Source organism: Pseudoalteromonas sp. C2R02 (genome assembly GCF_018860845.1).
In the GTDB taxonomy this organism is placed as follows: Bacteria; Pseudomonadota; Gammaproteobacteria; order Enterobacterales; family Alteromonadaceae; genus Pseudoalteromonas.
This window is the reverse complement of the sequence record NZ_JAHKQC010000019.1, coordinates 37066-50239: the sequence shown is the minus strand read 5'-3', so window position 1 is coordinate 50239 and position 13174 is coordinate 37066. Positions and strand designations below refer to the sequence as shown.

Annotated in this window: 14 protein-coding genes; 2 read left to right on the top strand and 12 right to left on the bottom strand. The window is 36.1% G+C overall.

Annotated elements, in window-relative coordinates:
* Positions 1-113: 113 nt before the first annotated feature.
* From KO527_RS05780 to rplU, 6 genes are all read right to left on the bottom strand, one after another.
* Positions 114-488, bottom strand: coding sequence for a DUF3718 domain-containing protein (locus KO527_RS05780; protein WP_216039406.1), 375 nt, complete (start codon positions 486-488; stop codon positions 114-116).
* A gap of 26 nt (positions 489-514) precedes the next feature.
* On the bottom strand, positions 515-889 hold the full coding sequence (locus KO527_RS05775; protein ID WP_216039405.1) for a DUF3718 domain-containing protein: 375 nt from the start codon (positions 887-889) through the stop codon (positions 515-517).
* An 84-nt stretch (positions 890-973) separates the two neighbouring features.
* Complete coding sequence (folA, locus tag KO527_RS05770; protein ID WP_216039404.1) at positions 974-1459, bottom strand: type 3 dihydrofolate reductase; 486 nt, start codon at positions 1457-1459, stop codon at positions 974-976.
* 138 nt (positions 1460-1597) lie between these two features.
* Positions 1598-2755 carry an Obg family GTPase CgtA gene (cgtA, locus tag KO527_RS05765; RefSeq protein ID WP_216039403.1) on the bottom strand — a complete coding sequence of 386 codons (1158 nt, stop codon included), beginning with the start codon at positions 2753-2755 and terminating at the stop codon, positions 1598-1600.
* A gap of 225 nt (positions 2756-2980) precedes the next feature.
* Complete coding sequence (gene rpmA / locus KO527_RS05760; protein ID WP_042147362.1) at positions 2981-3238, bottom strand: 50S ribosomal protein L27; 258 nt, start codon at positions 3236-3238, stop codon at positions 2981-2983.
* Between the two features lie 16 nt (positions 3239-3254).
* The gene (gene rplU, locus KO527_RS05755) at positions 3255-3566 is read right to left on the bottom strand and encodes a 50S ribosomal protein L21 (RefSeq protein ID WP_042147360.1); all 312 of its coding nucleotides are present in this window, start codon (positions 3564-3566) and stop codon (positions 3255-3257) included.
* Positions 3567-3787: 221 nt separating this feature from the next.
* On the opposite strand from rplU, the gene ispB reads away from it, so the two are divergent.
* On the top strand, positions 3788-4759 hold the full coding sequence (gene ispB, locus KO527_RS05750; protein WP_216039402.1) for an octaprenyl diphosphate synthase: 972 nt from the start codon (positions 3788-3790) through the stop codon (positions 4757-4759).
* A gap of 101 nt (positions 4760-4860) precedes the next feature.
* On the opposite strand, the gene mdh is transcribed toward ispB, so the two are convergent.
* Positions 4861-5793, bottom strand: coding sequence for a malate dehydrogenase (gene mdh, locus KO527_RS05745; protein WP_216039401.1), 933 nt, complete (start codon positions 5791-5793; stop codon positions 4861-4863).
* Positions 5794-6026: 233 nt separating this feature from the next.
* On the opposite strand from mdh, the gene argR reads away from it, so the two are divergent.
* A complete protein-coding gene (argR, locus tag KO527_RS05740) occupies positions 6027-6494 on the top strand; it encodes a transcriptional regulator ArgR (protein WP_042147352.1) in 468 nt (155 codons plus the stop codon).
* Positions 6495-6560: 66 nt separating this feature from the next.
* Here argR and KO527_RS05735 read toward each other — a convergent pair whose 3' ends face one another.
* From KO527_RS05735 to KO527_RS05715, 5 genes are all read right to left on the bottom strand, one after another.
* On the bottom strand, positions 6561-7457 hold the full coding sequence (locus KO527_RS05735; protein WP_216039400.1) for a Dyp-type peroxidase: 897 nt from the start codon (positions 7455-7457) through the stop codon (positions 6561-6563).
* A 70-nt stretch (positions 7458-7527) separates the two neighbouring features.
* Entirely contained in the window at positions 7528-8574 is a 1047-nt protein-coding gene (locus KO527_RS05730) for an ABC transporter ATP-binding protein (protein ID WP_216039399.1), read from the bottom strand.
* Positions 8567-10216, bottom strand: coding sequence for an iron ABC transporter permease (locus KO527_RS05725; protein WP_216039398.1), 1650 nt, complete (start codon positions 10214-10216; stop codon positions 8567-8569). The genes KO527_RS05730 and KO527_RS05725 overlap by 8 nt, the downstream gene beginning before the upstream one ends.
* Before the next feature lie 64 nt (positions 10217-10280).
* On the bottom strand, positions 10281-11294 hold the full coding sequence (locus KO527_RS05720; RefSeq protein WP_216039397.1) for an extracellular solute-binding protein: 1014 nt from the start codon (positions 11292-11294) through the stop codon (positions 10281-10283).
* A gap of 1116 nt (positions 11295-12410) precedes the next feature.
* On the bottom strand, positions 12411-13070 hold the full coding sequence (locus KO527_RS05715; RefSeq protein WP_216039396.1) for a DTW domain-containing protein: 660 nt from the start codon (positions 13068-13070) through the stop codon (positions 12411-12413).
* Positions 13071-13174: the final 104 nt, after the last annotated feature.

Genomic DNA, 13174 nt, shown 5'->3' with positions numbered 1-13174 from the left:
ATTACTCCTCGTAACCTAGCGTCTTGCTCCTAGCACCTAAAATAACCGTACTTATCAATAGATACAAAAAAAGCGCAGTTAGCGCTTTTTTAATTCTAATCAATTATTAATATTTAGAGACCAGCCCTTTCCTTGATCGCTGCAACGATAGGCGATGCTGAATGGCCATTAGAGCCAGCCCACTCCACATCCCCACTAGATGCTAATATACTCTTAGGGAGCTTTTTAACGATAAATTTACCTGTTCCCTCGGCATTATTAGCCATAGCATGACGTAATAAATTATTACCGCCACAACTAATACCAGAAAAAACATTTCTCAGTTTTATACGTGTTTCTTTCATTTTTTTACGAAGACGACTTTTATCATCTGCAGCAACATAATCACATAAGCTCGCGGCTAGCTGATCATTTGCTTGAGCAGAGACCGAAAATAAAACTAAACTGGCACAAATTACAGACAGCGTAAAAAGACTTTTCATTTTCATATCTTATCCCCAAATATTAAAATTATTTAAATCCCAGCTCGTGCCTTTATATCGGCAACTATCGGAGAGCCTGAATGGCCATTTGCAGCAGCCCAATCAACATCACCGCCTGAAGCAAGATCAGACTTTGGTAATTTTTTAACAATAAATTGCCCAGTACCATTTGCATTACTTTGCATCGCATGTCTTAGTAAGTTATTACCAGAACATGATACACCCGAAAAAACATTTCTTAACTTTACTCGAGACTCTTTTAGTTTTTTACGTAAACGACTTTTATCATCAGCAGCAACATAGTCACATAGACTAGCTGCCAACTGCGTATTTGCAGACGCAGGCGTAGCCACTAAAAAAGAGCTTGATATTAAAGCGCTTACTACAAGTGTTGTCTTGAAATTCATTAACGTACCCTATTTAATACTTTATAACTACTTTGTTATATTAAAGTCTATCAGCAAGTTAAAAAATGTGCAATAAAGTAACCCTTAATTACTGTATGTTATAAAAGTATAGTTATAAGGATTCAAACTGTCACTTTTATGTTCTTCAACCTGTTCTTTTGTCCAAGTTCTATCTGATTCATAATCTGGAAACTGTGTATCTCCTTCCACTTCTAAATCAATATGAGTAAGGTATAACCTATTACATAATGGCAAAAAAATATCATATATATGTCCGCCACCTATAATCATAACCTCAGGCACATCACCAGCACTTTCAATAGCTAACTCAGGTGTTGATACCACCTCAACACCTTGCGCTTCGTAGGATGTATCTCTACTAATCACAATGTTCTTTCTACCTGGTAATGGGCGTCCAATTGATTCAAATGTCTTACGACCCATTATTATTGGCTTGCCTAAAGTCACTGCTTTAAAATGTTTTAAATCAGCAGGTAAATGCCAAGGCATTTGGTTGTCTTTACCTATAATACGATTATTTGCCATCGCAGCTACCATTGAAATCTTCATAGTCAAATCCAGTACTTTAGTATTAATTTTAAATAGAGAGTTTTTGTTTTAAATTATTATTTTTTTTGTTATTTCTTTATGAGGTAGTTTTATATATTAAAAAAGGCGCTAATGCGCCTTTAAAAAGTAATTTTTTATTTATCTTTGGTAGATAACTTCTACATCGTAGTCGTCTTCATCCCAGTCTTCATCATCTTCAAAAGAGCCACTTTCATCAATAACAGCGCCTTCATGGTAAGTATCCCACTTAAACTCAATTTCTTCTTTTGTCTCTTCAAACTTATCTACTGGCATTGTATCAAGCAGATCCATGATATCGAAACAAAGCGGATCTGTATTCAGCTTATTAATCGCTGAGATTTGATAAATATTTTCTGTTTGACCTAAGGCTTCGGCAATATCGTTACATATTTCTTTAGCTTCATCTTCAGGCATCAAGTCAATTTTATTAAAAATAAGTAAACGAGGACGTTCAGCTAATTTAGGGCTGTACTTTTCAAGCTCTCCAACAATTGCTTTTGCATTTGCAATTGGGTCAGAGCCATCTACCGGCATAATATCGATGATATGTAGTAAAACACGACAACGCTCTAGGTGTTTCAAGAACTGAATACCTAAACCTGCGCCATCTGCAGCACCTTCTATCAACCCAGGAATATCAGCAATAACAAAAGATTTATTCATTGCAGGACGTACAACACCCAGATTTGGCACTAATGTTGTAAACGGATAATCTGCAACTTTAGGTTTTGCAGCTGAAACACTACGTATGAATGTAGACTTACCCGCATTTGGTAAACCTAATAAACCCACATCAGCAAGTAACATTAGTTCAAGCTTAAGCTGACGAACTTCACCTGGCGTGCCAAGCGTTTTTTGACGAGGCGCTCGGTTTGTACTTGTTTTAAAACGTGCATTACCTAAACCATGAAAGCCACCTTTAGCAACTAGCAACTGCTTACCATGTTCAGTTAAATCACCAAGCATTTCGTCAGTATCAATATCACGCGCTCTTGTACCAACAGGCACCTTTAGACATAAGTCTTCGCCTTTTTTACCCGTACAGTTAGCACCACGGCCATTAACACCTCTTTCAGCTCTATGAAAACGCTCAAATTGATAGTCAATTAAAGTATTTAAATTTTCATCAGCTTCTAGATAAACATTTCCGCCATCACCGCCATCACCGCCATCTGGACCACCAAATGGCACGTATTTTTCACGACGAAAAGACGACGCGCCACTACCACCATCACCAGCTTCTACACGGATTTCAGTTTCATCAACAAATTTCATAACAACCCTTAGATTTGTATCTTGCTTGCGCTCACTTCTCAAGTATCACTGAATTATAGCTTAAGTTCATAACGACGAAGTGAATTAGGTGCAAGTCTATCGATTCTTGAATATATATCTAAATATTCTAGCTAACTTGTGAATACTTTTTAAATTATTGAGATATATACTCATTAAAACAAAAAACCCCGCCTGAGCGAGGTTTTTCAGCATTCATTTGAGTAATTACTCAGAAACGATGCTTACGTATTTACGGTTAAGTGAACCTTTTTGTTCAAACTTAACTTTACCGTCTGCTTTAGCAAAGATTGTGTGATCTTTACCTAGGCCTACGTTTGTACCAGCGTGGAATTTAGTACCACGTTGACGAACAATGATGCTACCAGCAAGAACTGACTCACCACCGTAACGTTTAACACCTAAACGTTTGCTTTCTGAATCGCGACCGTTACGAGTACTACCAGCTGCTTTCTTATGTGCCATTTTTCCGTACTCCTAATTAAGCGTTGATGCTTGTGATTTTAACTTCAGTGAACCACTGACGGTGGCCCATTTGCTTACGAGAATGCTTACGACGGTTAAATTTAACTATCTTAACTTTCTCGCCACGACCGTGAGATACGATCTCAGCAGAAACCTTGCCACCAGCAACAAAAGGTGCGCCGATTTCAATTTTTTCGCCATTTGCAACTAAAAGAACTTTATCAAATTCAACAGATGCACCTGTTTCTACGTCTAATTTTTCAAGACGGATCGTTTGACCTTCAGTCACACGATGCTGTTTACCACCACTTTGGAAAACCGCGTACATAATTAACTCCGTTGTGCGCCCTCAAATCGGCGCAACTAATATATTTTTCAATGGTCGCGAATTCTACGGTAAATTTAAATAACAAGCAAGCCAAAGTTCAATAAAAACACAAATATAAATAAAGTCATATTTTTGCAAAAATTAAGCTATTAAGAGAGGCCATTTATTATGTATAATTGCGGCCAAAATAACCATCACATTAGAAGCAGGTTTCAAGCTCAATGGATATAAAAACTATCCAGGCGTTAACTGACAACGACATGCATAACGTAAATCAACTGATTTATGCACAAATGCAATCTGATATCGCCTTAGTTAACCAATTAGGTCTATATATAGTTAATAGTGGTGGTAAAAGAATTCGCCCTATGTTGAGTATTATAGCAGCAAAAGCATTTGGCTATGAAGGTGATAAACATATTACCTTAGCAACGATCATAGAGTTTATTCATACGGCAACTTTATTACATGATGATGTTGTAGATGAATCTGATTTAAGACGTGGTAACCCAACAGCAAACGCTGAATTTGGTAACGCCGCAAGTGTATTAGTTGGCGACTTTATCTATACCCGCTCATTTCAGTTAATGATCAATTTAGAAAAAATGTCTGTTATGAAGATTTTATCTGATGCAACCAATGTTATTGCTGAAGGTGAAGTCCTTCAATTAATGAACTGTAACGACCCAGATACGACTGAAGAAAGTTACATGCAGGTTATTTATAGCAAAACTGCAAAACTGTTTGAAGCGGCTACACAACTTTCAGCCATAATCACTGAGCAAGATGAAGCAACAGTAGAAGCTATGAGACTTTACGGTATGCATTTAGGCACAGCATTCCAGCTTATTGATGATGTACTAGATTACAATGCTGATCAAGATACTTTAGGTAAAAGCATTGGTGATGATCTTGCAGAAGGCAAACCAACACTACCGCTTATATATGCCATGCAAAAAGGCACACCTGAACAAGTAGCACAAATAAGACAAGCGATTGAAAAGTGTGATGGCATGGATTATCTAGACGATATTCTTGCTACTTTAGCGCAAACTAAAGCCCTTGAATTCACAACTCAAAAAGCTGAAGAAGAAGCACAAAAAGCAATTAACTGTTTATCTATTATTCCTGATAGCGAACATAAACTTGCATTAGAATCTCTTGCTCGCTTGGCTGTGGCACGTAATTCATAAATAAATTTCTACGCAATCTTTATTAAAGCCACTTAATGGCAAAAGAAAAGGGTGATATAAATATCACCCTTTTTCTATAATAGCATTGCAAAGCAAGTCTATTAAGCCATAAAATCAACACCTTCTTGGATGTCTGATTTTAAAGTTGCTAACATATCATTTTTAGCTTGCTCTTCAAACGCGCTTAATGCACCGTAAGAAAGAATCTCTTCAACACCGTTTTTACCTAAACGTACTGGGTGTGCAAAGTATGGCGCATCGCCATTCTCAACAGCTACATATGCGTAATCTACAACATCTTCACCTTGTAGGCCTTTAACTAAAGACATACAAAAACGAGCTGCTGCTGCGCCCATAGAAAGTGTCGCTGAACCGCCACCCGCTTTAGCGTTTACAACTTCAGTACCCGCATTTTGGATACGAGGAGTAAGTGTAGCAACTTCTTCATCAGTGAAAGTAGCACCTTCAACTTGTGAAAGAAGTGGTAAAATAGTCGTACCAGAGTGGCCGCCAATTACAGGTATTTTAACGTCAGCAACGTTTAAGCCTTTAAGCTCTGCAATGAACGCTTCTGAACGGATCACGTCAAGAGTTGTGATACCAAATACACGGTTAGCATCATAAGTACCCGCTTTTTTGAATACTTCAGCAACAATTGGCACAGTACCATTAACTGGGTTAGTGATAATACCTACTAAAGCTTTAGGACAGTTAGCAACAATGCCTTCTGCTAAAGTTTTAATAATACCAGCATTAACATTGAAAAGGTCAGCACGGTCCATACCAGGCTTGCGTGGCATACCAGCTGGGATTAATACAATATCAGCACCAGTTAATGCATCACCTAAGCTATCAGCACCAAAGCCAGCTACTTTAACGTCAGTTGGGATGTGAGATAAATCTACAGCAACACCAGGAACAACTGGAGCAACATCATAAAGAGATAATTCTGAACCTGCAGGTAACTGAGTTTTTAACAATAAAGATAGAGCTTGACCGATACCACCAGCGGCACCTAAAACGGCAACTTTCATTTGTATTCTCCGAAGATTAAAGAAGGGTAATCAATTTCGCCCATAAAGATAAAGAAAATCTCTCCTAAAGACAAATGAAACCCGCAATTATTAAGCAAAGTTTCGACTATAGTTGTAAATAATTTCAATTTAGACCATTTTCATTCATTACCGATGAAAATATCGGCCCTAATATAGGCTTGATCGTAAAATTTGTGTAAACTTTACAAAACCCGTTCAAAAAAAGTTACGTGATGCAAATTCAAGATAAACAAGAAGCTTTAGTTAAAGCCTTTAAAGCATTATTAAAAGAAGAAAATTTTGGTTCTCAAGGTGAAATCGTTGATGCTTTAAAAGATCAAGGTTTTACAAATATTAGCCAAAGTAAAGTTTCACGTATGCTGAGTAAGTTTGGTGCTGTAAGAACGCGTAATGCCAAACAAGAAATGGTTTATTGTTTACCTGCTGAAATGGGTGTGCCAACTGCCAAAAGCCCTTTACGCCAACTAGTAATTGATATCATGCATAACGAAATGATGATCATCATACGAACGAGTCCAGGAGCAGCACAATTAATTGCGCGATTACTTGATTCATTAGGTAAAGCAGATGGTGTATTAGGCACAATCGCAGGCGATGATACTATTTTTATAGCACCAGCAAAAATATCTGAAATTGATGTCACGTTAGAAAAAATAAAAAACTTATTTGAAACTGTATAGATCAACTTCTCATTTCGATTAGGAGCACTCGCAAACTTTAAATTGTGCTCCCTACTTCATTTACTTTTATAAAGCGTTTAAAAAATCAATTGATGGCGCAAAAAATGAAGCCCCCATATCTGCTTGAGTAAAATCAAGCCAAGCATCATAACTGTGTGCATCCCCTAATCGCGCTTTAGTCAATACCTCAAATGCATCACCATCATTACTACAAGTAACTAATAACATACCTTGCTCATGCATATCACCATATGGCATTCCCTGATGTAATAATATAGGTTGGCCAAGCTCATTCTTTAATTCAATCTTATTTGCGTGACTTGAGGCATTGACAGGCATAATTAATTCATTATCTAAACGTGTACGTCCAATTACCTGTTCTTGCTCAGTAACCGATAACTTTTGCCATTCAACTAAATTATGGCGATAGCGCTGCACATGGATATAACTCCCTTGCGCAAACTCACAGTCGTTTGCGACTAAAGCCATATTCATTTTTGCGCGCCCTCTTGGTGTATCACCACCATATTTAAAACCATTAAAATCACGGCCATCTAAAAAGCGAAAACACTTAACTTGATCAACAAGCTCTACATCAGATGAAAATAAAGAAAGTATATTTGATGCAAACAAGTGAATAACATCTAATCTATCAGATCTAATTTGAATCAATAAATCAACTGGCTGACTCGGCATTGCATGTTCATCATGACTTATATGCGGAAAGCTTTTTAAGCCACTTGGGAGTGATGAAGGACATAAATGCGGCCAATATTGCGCGCCTATCGCAACCATACTTGAAAGCATCGCTTCTGAAAATTGCTCACTGTACTCTTCTTGTAATGCCGTAATTTTTCCAAGCTTATTTTTTATCGCACCATCATGGCCATCTAATACATTAAAAAAAAGGTATAAGCCATGTAGGTTTGCTTCAGCACAAACACCTGATTGAGCTTGGGGCATTAAAGTTCCTAAATATAAGTAATACCAATAAAGAGATGTTCACTAACTTAATAGTGTTGGTATAAATCGACTAATTTATAAAAAAGTTTACTGGATGTGGCAAAATATTCAAGTTAACTTGATCGCCATGGTTAAACTCACCATCATCAGTTGATGCTATTTCAATCTCTTGCTCTAAAATATTAATGCGATAAATATAACGCGTTCCCATAAAACGCTTACTTAATATTGTTACACTATGATCTGTTTTACTAATGCATTTAGATTTTAAGCTAATATACTGGGGTCTAATATATAAAACGCCTTGGTCATTATCAGCATTAACATCTTGAGTTGATGTTACAGCCCCTAAAGGTGTTTTGAAACTCAACTGACCTTGATATTGCGCATCGATATAAATCCCCTGCCCTAAAAATTCTGCAACCATTTTTGCTTTAGGTTGATGAAATAACGCTTTTGCAGTGCCCTGCTGAATAATCTTACCTTCATTCATAATCGCCAGCTGATCTGAAAACGCAAACGCTTCATCTTTAGAGTGAGTAACAAAAATAGCAGATACTTGCTGATCTTTTATGATCCGGCGAATATCTTCAATTAACTGAAATCTCACTTGATGATCTATATTCGAAAAAGGTTCATCTAATAGTAATATGCTGGGTTTATATGCAAGCGCTCTGGCAATTGCGACTCTTTGTTGTTGGCCACCAGATAACTGATGAGGAAAACGCTCACCAAAACCTTCAAGCTTAACCAAACCCAGCATTTCATTAACGCGCTCTGAGTTAGCCTTTTTATCTTTACTTAATAAACCATAACCAATATTTTGACTAACGGTTAAATGGGGAAATAACGCATAGTCTTGAAACATCATGCCAATATTGCGTTTTTCAGATGCAATACAAGATTTTTTATCATTGAATGTTTTATTTGAAATTTTAATCAAACCTGAAGCCGGTTTAATCAAACCTGCCACAGCTTTTAATGTTGTTGTTTTGCCACAACCACTGGCACCTAACAAACAAACGATTTCATTTTTTTCTATCGTCAAAGATAGATTATCAATCACTTTATTACCTTGATAATCAAAGTTTAAGTTTTCAATCAACAAATCACTCATTAGCAGTTTCTTCTTCTAATTTAGCACTTTCCATAGAGCTGGTAATAAAATACAAAGGTAGCAAACCTACCAAAACAATAAATAATGCAGATATTGAAGCTAACTCCAGCTGTTCATCGCTCACATACTGAAAAACATGTGTTGCTAAAGTATCAAAATCAAAAGGCCTTAATAGTAATGCGGCTGGTAGCTCTTTCATACATTCAATAAAAATCAGTAAAGCAGCTGTTAGCATGCCTCTGCGTAATAATGGGAAGTGTATCTTAGAGAGTGTTTGCCCCGGTGTTTTACCCATAGAGCGACTCGCCATATCTAATGAGGGAGAAATACGCGAAAAACTCGCTTCTATTGTGCCTTGAGATATTGCATAAAAACGTACGACATACGCAAGCGTGATAGCAACTAAGGTACCACTAAATATCAGTCCAGGCTCTTCCATAAACTGCCCTACAAATTGATTAACAGCATTATCTAGTAAGCTTAAGGGTAATAATACTGCAATCGCTAATACGGTACCGGGTAACGCATAACCCATGCTTGCCATTCGACCAGGAATTAAATCTATTGATTTTGTCGACAAGCGCTGATTAAAAACGACAAATAAACTCAAAGCAACACAAATAAAACTGACAATAGATGCTAATCTTAAGCTTTGCCAAGCATATAAAAAGAATTCGCTATTAAAAGCCTGATCAAAATAACTGATGGCATAACTCACTAATATTGAAACAGGAATGAAAAAAGCAAATAGCAGCACCAAACAACAAAATGAAGTTGCTAAAAAACCATTGCGTTTAGACAACTTATAAAGCATGGCATCATTATTAACCCCACCTCTTTCATGTACAGCTTTATTACGTCGGCTAAAGCGCTCAATGCTTAAAAACATGAATACAAATAACAGCATAATACCTGATATTTTTGCAGCGGCTGTTAATGAGTAATATCCAAACCAAGTATCATATACTGCTGTTGTTAACGTACTAACAGCGAAGTAATTTACAGTGGCAAAGTCAGCCATTGTTTCCATGGCAATTAAAGCAAGTGCTGCAACAATAGAGCCCCGAGCTAAAGGTAAAGAGACTTTAAAAAAGCTTTGTATCGCGCTATAACCCATTAGTTGACTTGCTTGTACAAGTTTAAATGATTGCTCTCTTAATGCAGTTTTAAAAATCAAAAATAAATACGGATATAATACCAAGGCAATCATCACAATAGCGCCCGGCAGTGTTCTTATATCAAAAAACCAATAATCATCTGGATTTTGCCAACCAAAGGTATTTCGCAACCAAATTTGAATCGGGCCAGCATAATCGAGTAAATCAGTATAAACATAAGCTATGATATAAGTTGGCATTGCCAAAGGCAGCATTAACGCCCATTCAAACTGCTTTTTACCAGGGAAATCACAATAAGCAACAAGCCAACCTAAAGGCAAAGCAATTAAAGCGCTTAATGCTAATACACCAAAAATCAGTACAAATGTATTATAAGTGTAATCCCATAAAACGGTATTCCATAAATGATCAAATACATCAGGATCGGGAATGAGAGATTCAAAAATAAGAAATAAAAGCGGAAGAGTTAAAATAATTCCGGCAGACCAAGCAATGATCTGCCATCGAGAAATTGAAAAACGCATTGATACCTTTGAAATGCTACGAGTTTAAAGCAGTATAATACTTTAAACTCGCATATTTAATTAGTTATAAATCAAATTTCACTTCATCAATTAATTTTAGTGCTAACGTACGATTTTCACTGATTTTATCAAGTGAAATTGCATCTTCTGAGAATTTTCCCCAAGAAGCGACCATATCTGATAAAGCGACACCTGATTTAACTGGATATTCCATATTTAATGAAGCATACATTTTTTGTGCTTTTTCATCACTCATAAATTCAATTAATTTCAATGCATTGGCTTTATGCTTAGTATATTTACTTAAAACGACACCTGAAACATTAATATGAGAGCCTCGATTGGTTTGATTTGGGAAATTAATAAATACAGAATCAGCCCACACTTTTTGTTTAGGATCTTGCATCATTTTACCAAAGTAGTAACTATTACCTAACGCGATATTACATAAACCTTCTTTAACTGCTTTTACTTGTGCACGATCATTTCCTTGAGGTTTACGCGCTAAATTAGCTTTTACTCCTTGCAGCCAAGTTTTTGTTTCTTGCTCACCATGATGCGCAATCATAGAGGCTATTAAACCTAGGTTATATGGGTGTTTACCAGAACGCGTGCATAACATGCCTTTATATTTAGGATCGGCTAAGTCTTCGTATGTTAGTTCCGGTAACGCACCTAAACGCTCTTTAGATGAATAAACATTACGTACACGCTTAGTTAAAGCAACCCAATTACCTTGAGCATCTTTAAATTGTCCAGGGATGTTTTTATCTACAATATCACTTTGAATTGGCTGTGTTAGATCTGCATTTTCTAACTGTAATAAAGCGCTAAAGTTTGAAGTCAGTACTAAATCAGCAGGCGTATGTTTACCCTCGCGCTTCATTCGCTCAATAAGACCTTTTTTTGCGAATACCACTTTTGTTTCAATGCCAGTTTCTTTAGTGAACTCATTTAAAATAGGCTCAATCAAAAATGGCTGGCGAAAAGAGTAAATATTGACGACATCTTTAGCACTAGCAAAACCTGAAGCTAAGGTCGCTAATATAAAGGGTAATACGGTAATTGTTTTTTTCATTTTAGAACCTATTTTTATAATACTTTATTGAACAGTATCTTTTTAAAATAAAACGAATGACAAGCCATAAATAATAACGATTATCAGTTAACTATTCAAACTTTTTAAGTTTTTCTATGATCTATCTCACTCAAGATAAGCAATAAAATTAAAATGTAGACTATAAACGGATAAATACTGTGAGATATATCCCACAAATACGACAGACATATCATTAATTAAGGATGAAAAAGCACATGAAAACCAGGTAAGATATTGATTTTTAATACAATACATATGAGATTACAATATTTCATATGTAAAACAATTAATAATTCATCTCTCACTTATACCTTTAAAGCATCATTTCTCTATAATTTACTCATCGCTTGAAGGGAAAGAAGGATGCTCAAGCTGACAGGATGTTGATAACTACTCAGATGAGTACAAGTTAAGGAAGAGCAAGATGCTCACAGTTTAACGACTGATATCATGGAACGACTTAGAAATGGAAATGCTGACAGGAGTTAGCATACATGGATAGTATAAGTTGCAATGGATGCAATAACAGGATGTTAAGGTAAAGGAAGAGCAAGATGCTCACAGCTTAATTGCTGACTATCATGGAACGACTTAGTTATGGAGTAATAAACAGGAAGTTTGTTACACAGGCTCTTAGTTTAGAGCTAAATGGATAAGGAAGAGCAAGATGCTCACAGTTTAACGACTGCTATCATGGAACGATTTAGTTAAGGAGTAACAGACAATATGTCTGTTTTAAGGATATATAGCAAAGATTGCTAACATTGGATGTTTTTCAGTGATGAACCGGATTATGACAAGGGATTTGTTAGTCATATTAGAATAAAAATATGCCTAGGGAAAAGTTTTAACGGAACTAGTATTACTAGAAAGCAGGACGCTTAGAAAGATTCCAGTCAGCGTGGTATATGTTTTCATATATCACGCATTTTCTCGTCTATATTTTAATAATTTCCCCTCGAACAAACGACTAAACTAAAACTAATAATTTATATTCAGTCTTTCGATAAATCTTCAGGTTAAATTTTTAATAATACCAATTCTTTTATTTTATTCTTATCCACGAAGTGGCCACAATAAATATTCGCAGCAGATTTATCTTTTTTTACATTTTAAATATGCTTCTCTAAAATCTTCAAAGTGCTGACTTAGTTTATTTGCCGCATCTACTTCATTTGCAAGCTCTAATACCATAATAGCAACTTCAGCTGTACCTAAATGATTATCATGTACTGCAACTCTCAATTTATATTCAGATAACTTATCAGGTGTAATCGATAAAACAGGGTATTGATCTAAATAAGGACTTTTACGGATCATTTTTTTAGCTTCACGCCATGTGCCATCCAAAAAGATCAATAATGGTTTTTTACTTTCTGTACGCCCGACGGTTTCAACGACTCTGTGTGGCTCGATACCTTCTGATGGAAAGATAATCAAAGGTTGATACTGCTCATCACTAATAAGCGCTAAAAATTCTTTATCTGGATCGGTACGATCCCAACGAAACGCGAAGTTTTCAGGTATCACATCAGCTATTAGGCGCCCTGTATTTGAAGGCTTAAAGCTTTCATTATGGTACATCAGCATACATACAGCTAAACCACACTGCGCTTCCTGAATGCCATCGCAAATACATTCATTGATATCTATTAAACAATGATCACATCGTTTAAGTTTAGCGCCACGTGCTCTGAACTCTTTTTTAGATGTTTCTAATTGTTTTTTTCTTAATACCAATACTGAATTTTTCATTTAAATCTAACGAGCAATTAAAAGGGCTGCTAGTTTATAGGGAAATGGGTGTTTGATCTATAAGTTAAGTTTATTAAACCTCAGCTTCACATTTCTTGACGTTA